The organism is Bacillus sp. MYb56 (assembly GCF_002976445.1).
GTDB lineage: Bacteria > Bacillota > Bacilli > Bacillales > Bacillaceae_G > Bacillus_A > Bacillus_A mycoides.
Genome location: NZ_PCOH01000022.1, coordinates 42,097 through 59,440, shown reverse-complemented (window position 1 = coordinate 59,440; position 17,344 = coordinate 42,097). Strand labels below are relative to the sequence as shown.

The 17,344-nt window shown below is 35.0% G+C and carries 20 protein-coding genes and 1 riboswitch; of the genes, 10 read left to right on the top strand and 10 right to left on the bottom strand.

Features of this window, described 5'->3' with window-relative positions; all coding sequences use genetic code 11:
* Positions 1-366: 366 nt before the first annotated feature.
* The 3 genes from CQ058_RS22275 to proC all read right to left on the bottom strand — a co-directional run bounded on the left by CQ058_RS22275 (position 367) and on the right by proC (position 4,038).
* A complete protein-coding gene (locus CQ058_RS22275) occupies positions 367-2,007 on the bottom strand; it encodes a peptide ABC transporter substrate-binding protein (RefSeq protein ID WP_002191725.1) in 1,641 nt (546 codons plus the stop codon).
* Between the two features lie 135 nt (positions 2,008-2,142).
* Positions 2,143-2,247: riboswitch (SAM riboswitch) on the bottom strand.
* Between the two features lie 152 nt (positions 2,248-2,399).
* The gene (locus CQ058_RS22270; protein WP_002191726.1) at positions 2,400-3,233 is read right to left on the bottom strand and encodes an aldo/keto reductase; all 834 of its coding nucleotides are present in this window, start codon (positions 3,231-3,233) and stop codon (positions 2,400-2,402) included.
* A 1-nt stretch (position 3,234) separates the two neighbouring features.
* Positions 3,235-4,038 carry a pyrroline-5-carboxylate reductase gene (gene proC / locus CQ058_RS22265; RefSeq protein WP_002124750.1) on the bottom strand — a complete coding sequence of 268 codons (804 nt, stop codon included), beginning with the start codon at positions 4,036-4,038 and terminating at the stop codon, positions 3,235-3,237.
* A 196-nt stretch (positions 4,039-4,234) separates the two neighbouring features.
* On the opposite strand from proC, the gene pnuC reads away from it, so the two are divergent.
* Positions 4,235-4,885 carry a nicotinamide riboside transporter PnuC gene (gene pnuC, locus CQ058_RS22260; RefSeq protein WP_002091429.1) on the top strand — a complete coding sequence of 217 codons (651 nt, stop codon included), beginning with the start codon at positions 4,235-4,237 and terminating at the stop codon, positions 4,883-4,885.
* 67 nt (positions 4,886-4,952) lie between these two features.
* Here pnuC and CQ058_RS22255 read toward each other — a convergent pair whose 3' ends face one another.
* The 3 genes from CQ058_RS22255 to modA all read right to left on the bottom strand — a co-directional run bounded on the left by CQ058_RS22255 (position 4,953) and on the right by modA (position 7,581).
* Positions 4,953-5,804: a GRP family sugar transporter gene (locus tag CQ058_RS22255; RefSeq protein WP_000353554.1), complete on the bottom strand. Its 852-nt coding sequence runs from the start codon at positions 5,802-5,804 to the stop codon at positions 4,953-4,955.
* A gap of 299 nt (positions 5,805-6,103) precedes the next feature.
* Positions 6,104-6,778, bottom strand: a complete 675-nt coding sequence (modB, locus tag CQ058_RS22250) for a molybdate ABC transporter permease subunit (protein ID WP_002169310.1) — start codon at positions 6,776-6,778, stop codon at positions 6,104-6,106.
* Between the two features lie 5 nt (positions 6,779-6,783).
* Entirely contained in the window at positions 6,784-7,581 is a 798-nt protein-coding gene (gene modA, locus CQ058_RS22245; protein ID WP_002169309.1) for a molybdate ABC transporter substrate-binding protein, read from the bottom strand.
* 131 nt (positions 7,582-7,712) lie between these two features.
* On the opposite strand from modA, the gene CQ058_RS22240 reads away from it, so the two are divergent.
* Positions 7,713-8,660, top strand: a complete 948-nt coding sequence (locus CQ058_RS22240) for a helix-turn-helix transcriptional regulator (protein ID WP_033708172.1) — start codon at positions 7,713-7,715, stop codon at positions 8,658-8,660.
* 65 nt (positions 8,661-8,725) lie between these two features.
* Here CQ058_RS22240 and CQ058_RS22235 read toward each other — a convergent pair whose 3' ends face one another.
* Complete coding sequence (locus CQ058_RS22235; RefSeq protein ID WP_002124760.1) at positions 8,726-8,827, bottom strand: DUF3948 family protein; 102 nt, start codon at positions 8,825-8,827, stop codon at positions 8,726-8,728.
* Between the two features lie 255 nt (positions 8,828-9,082).
* Positions 9,083-9,949, bottom strand: a complete 867-nt coding sequence (locus CQ058_RS22225; RefSeq protein WP_002191728.1) for a LysR family transcriptional regulator — start codon at positions 9,947-9,949, stop codon at positions 9,083-9,085.
* Positions 9,950-10,076: 127 nt separating this feature from the next.
* Between CQ058_RS22225 and CQ058_RS22220 the strand changes: the two genes are divergently transcribed.
* On the top strand, positions 10,077-11,045 hold the full coding sequence (locus tag CQ058_RS22220) for a DMT family transporter (protein ID WP_002124765.1): 969 nt from the start codon (positions 10,077-10,079) through the stop codon (positions 11,043-11,045).
* A gap of 21 nt (positions 11,046-11,066) precedes the next feature.
* Entirely contained in the window at positions 11,067-11,207 is a 141-nt protein-coding gene (locus CQ058_RS22215) for a YrzO family protein (protein WP_002063481.1), read from the top strand.
* 69 nt (positions 11,208-11,276) lie between these two features.
* Here CQ058_RS22215 and CQ058_RS31555 read toward each other — a convergent pair whose 3' ends face one another.
* The gene (locus CQ058_RS31555) at positions 11,277-11,369 is read right to left on the bottom strand and encodes a DUF3948 family protein (protein ID WP_012260201.1); all 93 of its coding nucleotides are present in this window, start codon (positions 11,367-11,369) and stop codon (positions 11,277-11,279) included.
* A gap of 336 nt (positions 11,370-11,705) precedes the next feature.
* Here CQ058_RS31555 and CQ058_RS22205 point away from each other — a divergent pair, with 336 nt between their 5' ends.
* Positions 11,706-12,311, top strand: a complete 606-nt coding sequence (locus CQ058_RS22205; RefSeq protein ID WP_002191729.1) for a lysophospholipid acyltransferase family protein — start codon at positions 11,706-11,708, stop codon at positions 12,309-12,311.
* 71 nt (positions 12,312-12,382) lie between these two features.
* Here the strand turns inward: CQ058_RS22205 and CQ058_RS31550 are convergent, their stop codons facing one another.
* Positions 12,383-12,475 (bottom strand): DUF3948 family protein, encoded by a 93-nt coding sequence (locus CQ058_RS31550; protein ID WP_012260201.1) that lies wholly within the window; start codon positions 12,473-12,475, stop codon positions 12,383-12,385.
* Between the two features lie 305 nt (positions 12,476-12,780).
* Here CQ058_RS31550 and CQ058_RS22195 point away from each other — a divergent pair, with 305 nt between their 5' ends.
* From CQ058_RS22195 to CQ058_RS22170, 5 genes are all read left to right on the top strand, one after another.
* Positions 12,781-13,758, top strand: coding sequence for a LacI family DNA-binding transcriptional regulator (locus tag CQ058_RS22195; RefSeq protein ID WP_002124775.1), 978 nt, complete (start codon positions 12,781-12,783; stop codon positions 13,756-13,758).
* Positions 13,759-13,918: 160 nt separating this feature from the next.
* Positions 13,919-14,248, top strand: coding sequence for a PH domain-containing protein (locus CQ058_RS22190; protein ID WP_002091410.1), 330 nt, complete (start codon positions 13,919-13,921; stop codon positions 14,246-14,248).
* Between the two features lie 117 nt (positions 14,249-14,365).
* Positions 14,366-15,202, top strand: coding sequence for a YitT family protein (locus CQ058_RS22185; protein WP_002009911.1), 837 nt, complete (start codon positions 14,366-14,368; stop codon positions 15,200-15,202).
* A gap of 261 nt (positions 15,203-15,463) precedes the next feature.
* On the top strand, positions 15,464-15,820 hold the full coding sequence (locus CQ058_RS22180) for a YxeA family protein (protein ID WP_002009906.1): 357 nt from the start codon (positions 15,464-15,466) through the stop codon (positions 15,818-15,820).
* Positions 15,821-16,567: 747 nt separating this feature from the next.
* Entirely contained in the window at positions 16,568-17,338 is a 771-nt protein-coding gene (locus CQ058_RS22170; RefSeq protein ID WP_105589987.1) for a TatD family hydrolase, read from the top strand.
* The last annotated feature ends 6 nt before the right edge of the window (positions 17,339-17,344 follow it).

Here is a 17,344-nt window from a genome sequence, read left to right as displayed (position 1 = left end):
TATAATCTATCGTTATATGTTTCAACTTAGTAGACATTACATTTTGATGGTAAAATATTTTGTTTATTTGATTATTTAGAATATTAACACTGGAAAGAACTATATGTCAATAATAAAAAGTGGAGTGTTAATTTCTTGGAATAATATATTGAAAAAGCAGATTTCCTCATATTAGGGAATCTGCTTTTAATATATTTTGCTAAAAAAACAATGGGGGTGGGTGAGAACACGATGATCTAAGTTGCATTTTATCCCGCATTAACGGGCAGTAAGATCCTCGCCTCAAAATTCAGTGAAAGCAAAGAAGTTAGGGGGGATCAACTGCCCGTAAAAGCCCGATTGGTGAGGGCTGATTAAAGTTTCACTTTATTTTTCAATTTTTGCCCATTTGAAGTTTAATTGACCTGCAAAGTCTACTTGCACAATGCCTTTCACATAAGAACGCTCTAAATAAGATTCTCCTTTTTGGTAAAGAGGAGCGATAACAGAGTCCTTAAATAAGATTTTTTCTGATGCTAGTAACGCTTCCCAGCGAGCTTTTTCATCACCAGCCAAAGTAGTTTTAACTTTTTCAATTGTGTCATCAAACTCTTTATTAGAGTAATGATCTAAATTGTAAGGGTTATTCGTCGTAAATAGTTCAAGGAATGTAATTGGATCAGCAAAGTCAGGGCTCCAACCGTCAATTCCAATCTCGTAGTCACCTTTTAATAAGAGTGAAACTTGTTGTTTACGTGGTTGCGGTTTTATATTTACCGTTAAGCCATCTAAATTCTTTTCTAGTTGTCCTTTTAGGAACTCACCAGTTTTCTTCTCAAGGTCACCATCACTTGTTAATAATTCTAATGTTATCTTTTCAGAACCAAGTTCTTTTTTTGCTTTCTTCCATAATTCTTGTGCAGATGTTGTATCAACTTTTGTTAAATCGCCGTTTGCAGTACGGAAGTCTTTTCCATCAGGCCCTTTTGCAAAGTTTTTCGGCACGAGACTAAAGGTTGGTGTAGAGCCATCATTTAATAACGTATTTACAAAAGATTTTCGATCAATTGTTTGATCGATTGCTTGGCGTGCAGAAACGTTTTGAAGTACTTTGTTTTGCTGATTCATACGTAAAAACTGTACCCCTACGTTCGGACGTTCTTTAAAGTTAGCATCCTTTTTATATTTATCAACGAAGTCAGATGTTAGTTTTATACGGTCTAATTGTTTGGATTCGAATAAATTTACTTCTGTTGATTTCTCTTTCACAACGTTGAAATTGATTTCTTCGAGTTTGACATTATCTTTATCCCAATAGGTAGGGTTTTTCTTAAATTTAAAGCTTTGTTCATGCTTCCAATCGCTTAGTGTAAAAGCTCCGTTGTACAAGATTTTGTTATCTTCTAAAGCGTACTTATCACCTTGTGCTTTAAAGAATTCCTCGTTGATTGGTAGAAGTGTTGGGAACGCCGTTAAGCTAATAAAATACGGAACAGGGCGCTCTAATTCTACTTCAAACGTATGGTCATCAACTGCTTTTATACCAAGTTGATCGGATGGGAGTTCTTTGCTATTAATTTTTTTAGCGTTTTTAATATCCAGGAATAAAAAAGCATATTCAGAAGCTGTTGCTGGATCGACAGCTCTTTGCCAAGCGAAGACAAAATCTTTCGCTGTTACAGGTGTGCCGTTCGACCATTTTGAATCTCGTAAATGGAATGTGTATTTCGTTTTATCAGCACTTACTTCATGAGATTTCGCAACGCCAGGAACAGGTTTATTACCTTCACCAAGATTGTATAAACCTTCAAATACGTTTCTCATTACTTGACCAGAATCAGTATCTGTAGCACGAGCCGTATCCATTGTTCGAATCTCAGTAGGAGAAGATAAGTTTAAAACTTGCTTACTAGGTGCCTCATCTTTTGCATTTGCTCCGCTCGCTTCGTTTTTATAACTACCGCAACCAGATAATAAAATACTTACTCCTACAACTGATGCAATACCGGGTACAAACTTCTTTTTCATTTGATTTTCCTCCTAAATAGTTAATAAGATTGGATGATGATGAGGGAAATGAAAAACAAAAAATCCCTCTTTTCGTATTGAGAAAGAGGGATTTTTACGTACAAGTTATGCACCCGTATATAAACGAAGTCCCTCATTCTATCTTTCAAGCACAAAGCTTGCAGGAAGTGGCACAGTATTCAAAATGAACCTGCTGCCGAGGTTTCAAAGGGCCAGTCCCTCCACCTCTCTTGATACAATGAGTAAACAAATAAATTTTATTAATTTTTGTGTTTCTTTGATAATTCAAAATCTTACACCTTAGATAATGAAGTGTCAATCAAATGGAATATAGTTTAAATTTTCAGTTTTATTTTTTAAAAAAACCACTGCATATGGCAGTGGTTTCCCTACTAGAAGTTAAAGTTATCTGGATCTGGACCAACGCGATGATTTTCATTTAAAGCTTGAATTGCTTTCATATCATCCGAGCTTAATTCAAAGTCAAAGATGTTTGCATTTTCAATAATGCGGTGTTCTTTAATAGACTTAGGGATTGTTACAACTTCATTTTGTAGATCCCAACGTAAAATAACTTGTGCAGTCGATTTATTATATTTCGTAGCGATTTCTTGTAATGTTGGGTGATTAAGTAGCTGCCCCTGCATTAATGGTGACCAAGCTTCAAGCTGGATGTTATGTTCTTTACAGAAGGCATGTAATTCTTCTTGTGCTAAACGTGGGTGGTATTCCACTTGGTTAACCATTGGTTTAATTTCTGCAATTTCAAATACGTCTTGCAAATGGTGAATATGGAAATTACTCACACCGATAGCACGAACACGACCATCTTTATAAAGCTGCTCTAAAGCTTTCCATGATTCAGTGTATTTTCCTTTTACAGGCCAATGTACTAAATATAGATCTAAATATTCTAGACCTAATTTTTCTAATGTAGTTTCAAATGCTTGTAGTGTTGACTCGTAACCTTGATCACTATTCCACACTTTTGAAGTGATGAATAACTCTTCACGAGGAATACCAGATTCTTGAATTGCCTGTCCAACGCCTTCTTCGTTTTTATATATCGCAGCAGTATCGATACTACGGTATCCATTTTTTATAGCTGCTTTTACAGAATCAATTACTTCTGTACCATCTTCAACTTTAAAAACACCCAAGCCGAACCAAGGCATTTTCACGCCGTTATGTAATGTTGTATAGTCGTTTAAATTTGTTAAAGTCATATTAATTCCCCCTAGCTTTTTTATTGGTCGCTTCAACTGCTTGTTGAATGACTTCTGAAAAATTATTTTCATATAGAACTTTTAAGCCTTCAGCTGTTGAACCTCCTGGTGTTGTTACTTGTTCGCGGAGCATAGCTGGATCCTGATTTTGCTGGAGCATAGCGGCAGAGCCAGCAATCATTTGAATGACAAGGTGTTTTGCTGTTTCCTCATCAATCCCATAGCTTTTCGTTGCTTCAATTAAACCTTCAGCAAAGTGATAGAGAAAAGCGGGTGCACTACCAGTAACTGCGGTAAGTTGGTGAACTTCCTCTTCGGTACAAAACTGTGAGGTACCGATACCTTTTAAAAGAAGTTGTAACGTTTCTTGATGTGTTTCATCTACAGAATGTCCCGTCGTATATAAGGAGATAGACTTTCCAATCCCAGCAGCTGTATTTGGCATAATCCAAGCAACAGGTGTCCCTTGGGGAAGTCTTTCTTCTAGATAAGATGGTCCGATTCCGGCAGCAACTGTCACGACAAATTGATTAGTTAGAAGAGGGGATAGATCCGCTAATAGCTGTTCATGTGCGACAGGCGGCATTGCTAAAACGATTGTATCTACAGATTTAATATGCTGTTTCCAATCTGTTGTAATCGATAGATCATATTGAGTTTGTAATTGCGTTAGTTTTTCTATGTTACTTCGGTTGGAAACAATAATTTCTTCGATGTATTCTTTACTTGTTGTAAGTAGTCCAGTAAATATAGCTTCTGCCATACGACCGGCACCAATAAATAAAATTCGATGTTTATTAGGCATATCCTTTATTCCTTTCTGATGAGAATATGTTATAAAAAACGATACCATTTTTAAGAGAATTTTGTAAAAAGAAACGGCTTATCGTAAGTGGAATAGATGAGTGGGGGGTTTTACAGGAGAAAATTTATAGTAAGTATAAGAGTTATTTCTTATACTGTTGATAGGGAGTTTATTACATATCTGGGGAGAGATAAATATGGTTAGAAGTCCACTTTTTTTACTCATTTCTAGTATTATTTGCATATTAGTTGGATTCTATATCCGATCAAGTTATATTGAAATTTTCGCATCGGTTATGGGGATTATTAATGTTTGGTTACTTGCAAGGGAAAAGGTATCAAACTTTTTATTTGGGATGATTACAGTTGCGGTATTTCTGTATATTTTCACTACACAAGGCTTATACGCAATGGCAGTATTAGCAGCCTTCCAATTTATATTTAATGTGTACGGTTGGTACTACTGGATTGCGCGTAGTGGAGAGGAGAAGGTAAAGCCGACAGTTCGCTTAGATTTGAAAGGATGGATTATTTATATACTTTTTATTTTAGTTGCTTGGATTGGTTGGGGATATTATCAAGTCCGTTATTTAGAATCGACAAGTCCATATTTAGATGCTTTAAACGCTGTATTAGGATTAGTAGCTCAATTTATGCTGAGCCGAAAAATCTTAGAAAATTGGCATTTATGGATTTTGTATAACATAGTTAGCATTGTGATTTATATTTCAACGGGCTTATACGTCATGTTAGTATTAGCTATTATTAATCTATTTTTATGTATCGATGGCTTGCTAGAATGGAAGAAAAACCATAAAGAGCGAGAACGTGTAAATAATTATATTTAGAAAATAATTGTAATCAAAAACCCCCCTGAAGCATATACGTTTCAGGGGGGTTAAATATAGTGTGAATTTATGCTTTTGTCATACCAAGCAATACAGCGCCGCCGATAATTAAAACACTACCTAGTGCAATAAAGATCAATTGACGTTTTGTTTTCTTTTCACCTAAGAAGACAATCGCACCGAATGTTGAGATAACGATTCCAGTTTGAGATAATGGGAAGCTTGTCGCTACTCCGACACGTGGTAATGAAAGAAGTAAGAATAAGTTTCCTGTTCCCCATAGTAAACCAGATAAAGCATTACGCATTGCATATTTGTTAAATGGTTTATGTTTAGACGTCAGTACAACCGCACCAACGAACATACCAACTGCCTGTGGTAAAATAGCAGACCAACCATCAATGTTATACCAACGAATAATAATTACATATACAAGATAACCGAAAGTAGAAACAATTAAAGTAAGAAGTCCCTTTTTCAATTGTCCTGGTGGCTGTGCATTTTCTTTATCATCTAGTGATGTGAATACAACACCAACTACGATTAATAGGATTGCAATCGTTCCCAGAACAATCGTTGTTGTAGTAGTCCACTCACGGAAAGCGATAACCCCAAAGATAGAAGTTGCAACAAGTTGCATACCAGTAGAAATCGTTACAGTAGTTGAAACACCTAGTTTTTCAACTGTTTTTAATTGGTTTACTTGTCCTAAAGCCCAGAATAAACCTGAAATAAAACCAACAATCAAGACTGTCATTGTTAAAGCTGGTTGAGTAAATACATACATAACTGTTGCGAAGAATAGAGCACCGATTGTCATACCTACCGTTTGGCTATATGCACCACCGCCCATTTTTACGCTTACTAATAAGATGTTTCCCCATGCGATTGCAGGAAGAAGCGCTAATAAAATGTCCATTACAAGACTCCCTTCGGTTTTCTATACCAATATAATTACATATCGTTCTAACGATCGGTAATGCCCCACTAATAGAGTAGAAGATTACCGATCGCTAAAACAGGATGAAGAACTTACGATATAAATGCGTTTTCATTTCTTCACTTTTTGAAACACTTTCATATAATAACAGGAAATTACCTATTTTAGAAAGTGAATTCAAATAAAATGTATATTTAAATAAGAAATAAAATTCAGTCATTAGTTAGGTCATTTTATTTTTCGGGAAATAAAAAAAGCAGCTTTTGTCGAAAACTGCTTTAGGAAGTGGTAATTCGCTTGTTAATGATTTGAATACATAATAAAAATAGTAATGACATGCTAATTGTTATGATGACAAGAGTCCAAGCGAGTTGCATATTACTTGCATCAATAGCCATATAAATTGCAGTTGGAATCGTTTGTGTTTTGCCAGGTATATTTCCTGCAAACATTAAAGTAGCACCAAATTCCCCGAGTGCGCGAACGAAGCTTAAAATCATACCGCTAAGTAGCGCGGGGAATGCAAGTGGGAGTGTAACGTGTAGAAAAACTTGATATTCACTCGCACCAAGGTCGCGCGCACCATCTTCAATTTGCACATTCGCGATGGAAAATCCTGTTTTTGCTGATTGATACATGAGCGGAAATGCAACGACTGTAGAAGCAATGATAGCAGCAGTAGATGTAAACATAATGGACTGCTGAAATAATGATTCAATCCACTTTCCAATGGGACTGTTATTTCCAAAAATGATAATTAGAAAAAAGCCGATAACAGTTGGTGGAAGCACCATTGGTAATAAGAAAATAGTTTCTAGTAGTACTTTATATCGCCACGAGGAGCGCGCTAATGCTCGTCCAATAATCGTTCCTAAGATCGTAACGATAATGGTGGCGCATGCAGCTACTCGCAAGGATAGAAAGACAGGTGACAAAATTGTATCAAAGCTCATAGCAATTATGGCAGGATTGTAAATCCATATTTCTTAAAGATAGATTGTGCATCTTTTGATTGCAAATACTCATAGAATGAAGTCGCCTCTTTCTTATGCTTAGATTCCTTTATAACACCTAAAGGATAGTGGATTGGCTCATGAGAATTAGCCGCTACCGCCTCTACAATTTTCACCTTGTCTGAAACGAGAGCGTCTGTTTTATATACAATACCAGCATCAACATTACCTGTTTCTACATATGTTAACACTTGGCGAACATCTTTTGTAAATACGATTTTATTTTGAACGTCATTCCAAAGATTTTCATGTGTGAGAGAAGCTTTTGCATATTTTCCTGCAGGTACAGATTCGGGTGTACCAAGTGCGATTTTCTTGATTTTCGCATCCTTTAAATCTTGAAATTTTGTAAGAGAACTATCTTTTGGAACGACTAGAACTAGTTCATTTCCAAGAAGGTTTTTCCCTTCTTTTTCATTAATGAATCCTTTTTTAACAAGGGTTTGAAATTTATCTTCTGCTGCAGAGAAGAATAAATCAGCAGGTGCACCTTGTTCGATTTGTTGTTGAAGTGCACCAGAAGCACCGAAGTTAAAAGAAAGTTTAATGTTTGGTTCTTTCTCTTTATATTGTTTTTCAATTTCTTTTAGTGAATCTTGTAAACTTGCAGCCGCTGATATAGTCAGCTCCACTGATTTTCCCTCTTTAGCAGCTGACTTTTCTTCGCTTGAACAAGCTGCACTGAATATAAGAAGAAAAGAAAGTATAAGTACCCCAATGGATCGTAATGTAAATTTGTTCATAAAAAATCCCCCTTCGTTTACTAAACTAATTATAACTAATTATAACTAGTTATAACTAGTTATAATTGAATATAATTTGAACGATATAGTTGTTTTTAAAAACTAGGAGAAATATTCTTTTCTTTGTTACAATGAAGGAAGAAAGTGAGGAATCGTCTATGGATCATCATTCCTACACAACGGAAGAAGTAGCAAAGCGATTAAAAGTATCAAAACTAACTGTATACGACTTAATTAAAAAAGGAGAACTGCCTTCTTATAGAGTTGGTAGACAGATGCGCATTGATGCAGCTGATTTAGAACAATATATAAAGCAAATGAAAACAGGGAAGGTACAATTTACTCCTGTAAAGAAGGACGAAATTAGTAGTTCGAATACACGCATCATTAGTGGTCAAGAACTAACGTTAGATATGTTGGCAAAGCATATAGAAAATCGATTGCCAAATTCTAATATATTGAGAGCGTATCAAGGTAGTTTAACGAGTTTAGTGAAGATGTACCAAGGAGAAGGAAGCGTCGTTAGTTTACACTTATTTGATGGTGAAACGGGTACATATAATGTTCCTTACGTAAAACGTATTTTAGTTGGACAACCATATATTATGATGAATTTATTAGCAAGAAATGTTGGGTTTTATGTGCAAAAAGGGAATCCACAAAATATAAAAACATGGGCTGATTTAGCTCAGTCATCTATACGATTTGTAAATCGAGAAAAAGGTTCTGGTATTAGGGTGTTAGTGGATGAGCAATTGCGAATTCAAAAATTAAGTAAAGAAGATATTAACGGGTATGAATGGGAAGAATCGAATCACCTTGGCGTTGCCTCGCAAGTCGCGAATGGAAAAGCTGATATTGGGGTAGGATCAGAAAAGTTTTCCCAAATTGTGAACGTAGACTTTATTCCAATAATGAAAGAACAGTATGATTTAGTACTTCTGAAGAATAAAGAAAATGAGGAACTTATTGAGGTTATAAAAGAGGTTTTGCAATCTGAAGAGTTTCACAATGAATTAAAAGCAATTGGTGGATATGATATAAGCAAAACAGGCCAAATTATATATGAAACAAACTAAAAGGCTGCTTGTCTATAAGACGAGCAGCCTTTTCTATATATAAAGGGGTTGGGGGAAACAAAGTGTTAAATAAGACTTTGAGCAAGTGCATAAATGAATGCAGTAAGAAGAGTAGCTCCACTTGCAAGTCCGATAAAGTCTGATTTGTTGAAAGTAATGTTGTTCATTATAATCTCTCCTTATTTGTTTAATGTAGTTGCAACTGCTTTTGCATCGATAAGTGCGGATAGCACCATGCCCATTGTATTGAAAAATTTGTTTGATTTCATTTTGTTCATCATGCGTATCCGCTCCTTTTCGAATTGTTGTTGCCCTGCTTTCTGTCTTAATTATATGAAATATAGCAGCCTGCAACTATCGAATTGGCTTACGTAAGACTTACACTTTTGTAAGAAAAAAAGACATTCGTGTAAGAATGTCTTTTAAAGCATATTGATATGATGATGTGCTTCAATTGTTTTTAAAAAGCTTCGCATCGAATTGGTCATGTAACTATCTTTACGGCGTATGAAAACAGTTGAAATACTACCATATTTCTCCGGAATTGGATGACAGTGTACTTTACCTGCTGTAGAAAGGTGCTGCACCGCAGACTGGGGGACGAGTGTAATCCCAAGACCGAGCGCTACGCTATTTAATATAGTTTCTAATATGTTAAACTCCATAATTCTTTTTGGTAGCAAACCTTCATCTTTAAGCCATCGTTCAAGCTTGGAACGGTATCCACATCCTTGATTAAAAACGAGTAGGGGCGTCGTAGTAAATTCTTCTATATGAAAAGCTTTATTTTGTGTAACAAGCATTAATTTCTCAGTACTAACATCGTATTGTTCAATTAGTGGATGTTTAATAGGACCTGATATAAAGGCGCCATCTAATTGGTGATCGAGTACTTCTCTAATAAGCTCTTCCGTTAGACCAGCTTGTAATGATAAATCGACATTTGGATAGCTTTTGTAGTAAGAAGACAAAATGGTAGGCAATGTACTGACTGTTTCGACTGTACCGATTTTTAATATGCCAGATGGTGTTTCACTATCTAAAAACACTTGTTTTAGCTCTTCAACATCTTGCGAAATTTTATGAACGTAAACGAGCATTTTTCTTCCTTCAGCTGTTAAAGTCATGCCTCGCTTATGACGGTAAAAGAGAGGTGTTTTCAGCTCGTTTTCTAATTGTTTAATACGTGCGGTTACATTTGATTGTACGTAATTTAATTCCTTTGCTGCGCCGCTTACACTACCGCGGTCGGCAACGCTCTGGAAGATTTGTAAGTCTCGTAATTCCATTTTATGCTCCTCCTTGATGTTAACTATCATTATAAATGATAGTTAACATCATTTTGAATCATTTTACGTGATATATTTTTTCTTTTACAATTCTCTTTGTGCAAATAGAAAGAAGCGGGGGATTGTGGTGAGAAAAGGTCAAATGATAATAGGTGCTTTGGCATGTTTAATTGCAAGTATGTCATGGGGAGCGATGTTTCCGGTTGCTGATCATGCTCTAGAATACATAGATCCATTTTATTTTTCGTTTATTCGTTATGGTGCGGTAGCAATTGTATTGATTGTATTATTGCTAATGAAAGAAGGAAAGAAGGCATTTCGCTTAGAAGGAAGAGGGAAGTTACTCGTCTTTTTTGGAACAATGGCTTTTACCGTATATAATGTATTAATTTTTCTAGGACAAATGTTAATGGGAAAATCAGGTGTAATGGTAGCTTCTATTATGGAGGCGCTTATGCCAATGATTTCAATTTGTATTTTATGGGGATATAAAAATATAAAGCCGAAGAAATATATGATAACGAGCATGATTATTGCGTTTGTAGGGGCTGTATTTGTTATTACGAAAGGTGATATGAGTTTCTTTTTAACATTGAAAGATAACATGTTTTCGCTAGCATTTATATTTGTTGGTGTTGTAGGATGGGTTATTTATACGATGGGTGGTCAAACGTGTAGCGATTGGTCAACATTACGCTATTCTACTTTGACATGTGTATTGGGTACAACTGTCACAGGGATTATAACTGTGGTCATTACAGTGCTTGGATATGTATCTGTTCCAAGTATGGAAACGATTTCTATTGTGAAGTATGATTTGTTATTTATGATGACATTACCAGGTATCGTAGCACTACTTGCTTGGAACTACGGTGTGAAAATCTTATCATCCATTAATGGTATTTTATTTATTAACTTTGTGCCAATTACTACTTTAGTTATTATGATGATGCAAGGGTATAAAATAACAACATTTGATATTGTAGGAACATTATTTGTTATTGCAGCGCTTATTCGTAATAATGTTTGTCAGAGAAAAGAAGAAAATATAAATAAACAAATTTTGCAAGAAAAGCAATTGCGTCAAGCTGTTTAATAGGCAACTGGAGGATTTTATATGTTAGAAAGTTTATTGTTTTTCTTTGCTGCTGGAGTAGCCTGCGAGCTTGCAGCAATTAATCGAAACGGTCGTAAAAATATAAAACAACAAGCTGAATTGATACAGCTTTTAAAAGACTTGAAGGAAAGAAAAAATTAAAAAGACGACCGGGCATAGACGGTCGTCTTTTCTATTATTATTTATATAAAGGGGAAAGGGGACACGAAGTTATAGTGTAGCAGCGTAAATGAAAGCAGTAAGAAGAACCGTGCCGCTAGCTAGTCCTAAAAAATCTAATTTATTAAAAGTGATGTTGTTCATAATGCATTCTCCTTACTTGTTTAATGTAGAAGCAACAGCTTTTGCATCGATAAGAGCGGAAAATACCAAGCTCATTGTATTTAAGAAATTGTTCGTTTTCATTTTGTTCATCATATAGATCCGCTCCTTTTCAAATGGTTGTTGTTACTTTCTGACTTAATTGTATAAGATAGTGGAGGGAGCCGCTATCGAATTAGCTTACAAGAAAATTACACTTTTGTAAGAATTGAAATTTAACAATAAATACTTATTTTTATTACCAACTCCTAAAACTTAGTGTTATAATCGTTGTAAGAAAATGATTATACTTCGGATATTCAGAAAGGAACGAAACAAATGTATAAACCAATTACATTTTCGTTGAAATATATATTTAAAATGGCTGGGAAGGTAGAAGTACAAGGGAGAGAGAAATTACCAAAAGGTGGCCCTTACGTTGTTGCGTGTACACATACAAGTTTTATGGATGTTTTAATGTTAGCGGCAGGAATGTACCCAACCCAAATTCATTACATGGCAAAAAAAGAATTGTTTGAAGGGAAATTTAAAAATTGGTTTTTTAAAAATGTAAATGCATTCCCTGTAGACCGTGCGAATCCAGGGCCAAGCACATTAAAAATTCCATCACGTTTATTAAAAGAAGGAAAAGTAGTAGGGATTTTCCCGAGTGGGACGAGGTCATCAGAAGACGTTTCACTAAAAGCTGGGGCTGTTACGATTGCAATGCGTTCTAACGTTCCGTTAATACCGGCAGCTTATGTTGGTCCATCAAGTATAAAAGAATTGATAAAAGGAAAAAAAGCGCGATTAGTTTTTGGAGACCCAATCCAAATCGATGCTGAAGAACAAATAGACCGAAAAACGGCTATGAAAATGATGACAGATGAATTAAATGCAAAGTTTGAAGAACTAAAGGAAGTTTTGCAGCCGAATCAAAAATAAGAAAAGACGATCGTGCATAGACGGTCGTCTTTTCTATTATTATTTATATAAAGGGGAAAGGGGACACGAAGTTATAGTGTAGCAGCGTAAATGAAAGCAGTAAGAAGAACCGTGCCGCTAGCTAGTCCTAAAAAATCTAATTTATTAAAAGTGATGTTGTTCATAATGCATTCTCCTTACTTGTTTAATGTAGAAGCAACAGCTTTTGCATCGATAAGAGCGGAAAATACCAAGCTCATTGTATTTAAGAAATTGTTCGTTTTCATTTTGTTCATCATATAGATCCGCTCCTTTTCAAATGGTTGTTGCCCTGTTTCTGACTTAATTATATGAAATGTTGCGGAGAGTCACTATCGAATTAGCTTACAGGAAAATTACACTTTTGTAAGAAAAACGAATGAAAGTGTCATGATGAGAAGATTTGACATATGTTCATGTGATTCATTAAGTTAAAAGTAGAGGTGAGTGTATGGCTAATATTAAAGATATTGCAAAGATGGCTGGGGTTTCAGTTACGACTGTTTCGAGGGTATTAAATGATCATCCGTATGTAAGTGAAGAAAAAAGGAAAGTTGTTTTAGAAATAGTTGAGAAATTGAATTACTCGCAAAATGCAAATGCTGTTCATTTATCAAAAGGGAAGACGAATATTGTTGGCGTGATTTTACCTTATATTAATCATCCGTCTTTTGATGCGATGGTGGGTGGAATGATGGAAGTTGCGTTAGCTCATAATTACAGGGTGCTTCTTTGTCAAACGAACTACAATAAAAAAGAAGAAATGAAAAGTTTACATATGTTGAAAACAAAGCAACTAGACGGTCTTATCATTTGTTCTCGTGCTAATGAGTGGGAAACTATAGAGCCTTATGCAGCGTATGGGGCGGTTATTGCTTGTGAGGATAATGATATTGAAAGCATATCGAGTGTATATACAGATCATTTTAATGCCTTTCAATTAGGGATGAGTTACCTTATTGAAAAAGGTTATAAGAAGATTGGATATTGTACGGGAAGAAAGTTAGGGCCAAGTAGTAAGAAACGTTTTGATGCTTATAAACAACAGCTACAATTAATAGATGAAGAAGTGATGGAAGATCGGATTTTCACAGAATGCTTTACGTTAGAAGATGGTGTAAGAGTTGCACATCAATTCAAGGAGATGGAGAATCCTCCTGAAGCATTAATAGTGGCAGGAGATGAAGTTGCTATTGGGATCATGACAGAAGTTGAAAAATTAGGTATTGAAGTTCCTGAGGATTTAGCGATTATTGGTTTTGATAATCAACCGATTTCTCAAGTTTTACAACTGACAACCATTGACCAAAATTTAAAGGGAATAGGTAAGACGGCTTTTGAAATGTTTTATAGGCAAGTAAGTGATGAGGGTTCTAAACAAGAAAAGATGGAAATTCCGTATAAACTTGTGGAACGCTCGACGGTTTAGTATTTATCCGTTATGTGTATAATCACATAACGGATTATTTTTTGAAATGTCTTTGACAGGAAACGCGTTTCATACTTTATAAAAGAGTTACACCGGTCTGTAATAATCCATGGATTCTTTTCAAGTGCTAAAACAATGAATAGAATTTGGAGGAATATGCATGAATGAACTTTTATTAAGTATGAAAAAATATGTAGAGGATGACGAAAAGATTTTAGCGTTTGTCGTAGGGATATTTGAAAAGGATGACTTTACTTTATGTTATCAACATGGGATTTTTGTTGCCACTACTAGACGTCTTCTATTTTACGGGAAATTTTCGTGCTATCCTGCGATATTTGAAGAGTATTCATATTTGCATATAGATGACATAGATTTCCGTCCATATTTCGAATGTACTTGTAATCGTGAAACCATTAGAGCTAAGTATATTCAGAGTGGGAATGTGGAGCGCTTTGTCCGTACAGTTAGAGCGAATATGAATAATTAATCACCCCTTTGTTTAAACATAATATCTTGGTCTTTGTGAGGGAAAATGCGGAATAAAAACAACTTCTAAACCTCTAGGAGATAGTGATACAATGTCAAATGGGGGGAGGTATGAACTATGGTTAATCAACGTATAAAGGAAATAACACTAATTACAATTGGTTCATTATTATTCGCAATTGGTATTAATTACTTTGCAATTCCAAACCGTTTATCAGAGGGTGGAATTATTGGTTTAACGGTTGTTACGTACTATTTATTTGATTGGTCACCAGGAATTGTGAATTTTGGTTTGAATGCAATTTTATTAGCTGTAGGTTATAAATTTTTTGATAAGAAAACGATGGTTTACACAATTATAGGTATTGTGGAAACCTCTTTGTTTTTATATGTTACAGAACATATCGAATATCAAGTAAATAGTGATACGTTACTAGCAGCTTTATTTGCTGGTGTATTTGTAGGTATCGGATTAGGCTGTATGTTCAAAGCTGGAGGTACATCAGGAGGATCGGCAATTTTAGCTCGACTAGCAAATCAATATTTAGGTTGGAGCGTTGGTAAAGGCGTACTTATTATTGATATCGTTGTAATTGCGGGTTCTGTATTTATAATAGGACAAGAAAAGGCAATGTATACACTTGTAGCTGTATTTGTCGGAGCGAAAGTAATTGATTTCATCGTGGAAGGTATGGATACAAAAACAGCTGTTACAATCATTTCAAATCAACCGGATTTAATACGTGAAACTATTACAAAAAACATGACACGCGGTGTCACTGTATTAGAGGGACGCGGCGGATATACTGGTAAAAATAAAGAAGTTTTATATATCGTTATTAATAAACAAGAGCTTGTTAAGTTAAAGCAAGTTATTAGTAGAGTTGATGAAGATGCCTTCGTTGTCATTCACGATGTGCGTGATGTACTTGGCGGTGGCTTTAAAGCAAGCTAAAAGGTGAACGAGAAAATTCGTTCATCTTTTTTTTATCCCGCATTAACGGGCAGTAGAACTCCCACCTCAAAATTCAGCTGGAGCAAAGAAGTTAGGTGGGAGATCAACTGCCCGTAAACGCCCGATTGGTGAGGGCTGATTAAAGTTTCACTTTATTCTTACAAAAATGTAAGGGTAATGTAATGGGATTGAATGGTAGATTAAATTCCTGCTCTTTAGAATGGATGTATAAGTATCCTGTAGAGGAGGAAGATCAGTATTATGAAGAAAAAAATAATTACTACTGTAATAGCCATGGTAGTGATAGTAGTAGTATTACTACCTACGAAACTTGGACCGGTTATTGATAAATATAATCCGCTTTATACGACGAAAGAATACTATACAATTGTGGATGCGATTGGTCAGCATGTCGGTGATGAATGGTATGAATATGAATTTATTGCATTTGATGAACGTGGAAGAGAACAAAAAATAAAGAAGACTGTTAAGCATATGTTAAAGAGAGATGAAGCATTAAAGGTGTACGCAAAAGGACGCTACGGCGAGGCAATTGAAGAAATTGAAGCTGGAAATATTCCTATTAATGCGAAGAGTAAACTTTTAACGATGAGATAGCGAATTATACCCCCGCCTATTTTTTGTCGAAAATAAAAATACTAGGTAGGGGTATTTTAGATTCGTGAAAAAGCCTTAGTCCATATGGACTAAGGCTTTTCTTATTATATAAGGGGGAAGGGGGTACATTGTAGTAGCATGAGTGAAAGGTATAAGAAGAGTCGGCTACTAGCAATGTAATTTGGTTATGTGAGTATTCTTCTTATTTGGCTTACTTTCTAACCTTATTGTACAAAGTATAGGTAAGGGGAACTATCGAATTACATTACACATAGCTTACAAATATGTAAGACTCCTGTAATGCAATTCGATAGTTAAAAGATAGTAAATTTAATATAGTGTAACTAGAAAGTCTCATTTTATTACTTTCTGATTCGCAATGTTAATGAAGAACGAAAAACCAACTAACTTTGAATAGCCCTCATCTTAGCTTAAGATGAGGCCTTTTTTCAAACCTTACAACATTGTAAGGTTTACGTAAGTTAATTCGATAGTAAATTTGTCATATTTTTTGCATAATAGATACAAATAGATAAAAAATAATTAGGGATATATTAAGAAGGGAGAAAACTGGGATGCGTAAAGAAGAAGTAGTGAAGTTTCCAATTAAAGATTTCTGTAGCTACTTTACTGTTGCCGTAGTATGTATTGGATTATTTGATATAATAACAAATTTAATTGTTAACTAATATAGATGATAAAACAAGAAGGAAGACCCTTTCTTGTTTTTTTTATGGGGGCATAAAGATGAAATTGATTGATAGCCATATACATGTTGATCAATATGAGAATGAAGAGAAAAGTAGATTATTTATAGATGTGGAAAACAGTAAAGAGATACAAGGGCTTATTGCAGTATCTATGAATTATCAATCATGTCTAGAAACTTTATCTTTAGCAAAGCGATATCCTTTTGTACATCCAGCAATAGGTTTTCATCCGGAGCAGCCGATTCATAAAGAGGAATGTGAGAAAATTTATAAATTAATTGAAGATCATGTAGATGAAATTGTTGCGATTGGTGAAGTGGGACTCCCATATTATTTAAGGAAAGAAGATGAAAATATTGCTATTGATCCATACATAGCGGTGTTAAAAAAGTTTGTGGAACTAGCTAGTAAATACGATTTACCAATTATATTGCATGCGGTTTATGAAGATACTGACACTGTATGTGGTTTACTTGAAGAATATAAAGTTTCGCGTGCACACTTTCATTGGTTTAAAGGAAGTGAAGAGACAATGAAACGGATGATGAGGAACGGTTATTATATTTCCATCACACCGGATGTTTTACATAAGGAGAAAATTAGAAAAATAGTTTCGTATTATCCGCTTGAATATATGATGGTAGAAACAGATGGGCCGTGGGAATTTCAGAAGGATACGATGAAACATCCTTATATGATAAAAGATGTATTACAAGAAATTAGTATAATAAAAAAAATATCAGTAGAGAAAGTTACTGAGCAAATATATGCGAATACGGTGCGATTTTATAAAGTTAGTGAGTCATAAAAAAAC

Excerpts from the sequence above, each read along its gene's own strand:
- CQ058_RS22180 (WP_002009906.1), top strand. The coding sequence starts at position 15,464 with ATGAAGAAAAAAATAATTACTACTGTAATAGCCATGGTAGTGATAGTA.
- proC (WP_002124750.1), bottom strand. The coding sequence starts at position 4,038 with ATGCCTAATAAACATCGAATTTTATTTATTGGTGCCGGTCGTATGGCA.
- CQ058_RS22270 (WP_002191726.1), bottom strand. The coding sequence starts at position 3,233 with ATGACTTTAACAAATTTAAACGACTATACAACATTACATAACGGCGTG.
- CQ058_RS22215 (WP_002063481.1), top strand. The coding sequence starts at position 11,067 with ATGTTAGAAAGTTTATTGTTTTTCTTTGCTGCTGGAGTAGCCTGCGAG.
- CQ058_RS22240 (WP_033708172.1), top strand. The coding sequence starts at position 7,713 with ATGAAGGAAGAAAGTGAGGAATCGTCTATGGATCATCATTCCTACACA.
- CQ058_RS22205 (WP_002191729.1), top strand. The coding sequence starts at position 11,706 with ATGTATAAACCAATTACATTTTCGTTGAAATATATATTTAAAATGGCT.
- modA (WP_002169309.1), bottom strand. The coding sequence starts at position 7,581 with ATGAACAAATTTACATTACGATCCATTGGGGTACTTATACTTTCTTTT.
- CQ058_RS31555 (WP_012260201.1), bottom strand. The coding sequence starts at position 11,369 with ATGAACAACATCACTTTTAATAAATTAGATTTTTTAGGACTAGCTAGC.
- CQ058_RS22255 (WP_000353554.1), bottom strand. The coding sequence starts at position 5,804 with ATGGACATTTTATTAGCGCTTCTTCCTGCAATCGCATGGGGAAACATC.
- pnuC (WP_002091429.1), top strand. The coding sequence starts at position 4,235 with ATGGTTAGAAGTCCACTTTTTTTACTCATTTCTAGTATTATTTGCATA.
- CQ058_RS22275 (WP_002191725.1), bottom strand. The coding sequence starts at position 2,007 with ATGAAAAAGAAGTTTGTACCCGGTATTGCATCAGTTGTAGGAGTAAGT.
- modB (WP_002169310.1), bottom strand. The coding sequence starts at position 6,778 with ATGAGCTTTGATACAATTTTGTCACCTGTCTTTCTATCCTTGCGAGTA.
- CQ058_RS22225 (WP_002191728.1), bottom strand. The coding sequence starts at position 9,949 with ATGGAATTACGAGACTTACAAATCTTCCAGAGCGTTGCCGACCGCGGT.
- CQ058_RS22170 (WP_105589987.1), top strand. The coding sequence starts at position 16,568 with ATGAAATTGATTGATAGCCATATACATGTTGATCAATATGAGAATGAA.
- CQ058_RS22235 (WP_002124760.1), bottom strand. The coding sequence starts at position 8,827 with ATGAACAACATTACTTTCAACAAATCAGACTTTATCGGACTTGCAAGT.
- CQ058_RS22195 (WP_002124775.1), top strand. The coding sequence starts at position 12,781 with ATGGCTAATATTAAAGATATTGCAAAGATGGCTGGGGTTTCAGTTACG.
- CQ058_RS22185 (WP_002009911.1), top strand. The coding sequence starts at position 14,366 with ATGGTTAATCAACGTATAAAGGAAATAACACTAATTACAATTGGTTCA.
- CQ058_RS31550 (WP_012260201.1), bottom strand. The coding sequence starts at position 12,475 with ATGAACAACATCACTTTTAATAAATTAGATTTTTTAGGACTAGCTAGC.
- CQ058_RS22190 (WP_002091410.1), top strand. The coding sequence starts at position 13,919 with ATGAATGAACTTTTATTAAGTATGAAAAAATATGTAGAGGATGACGAA.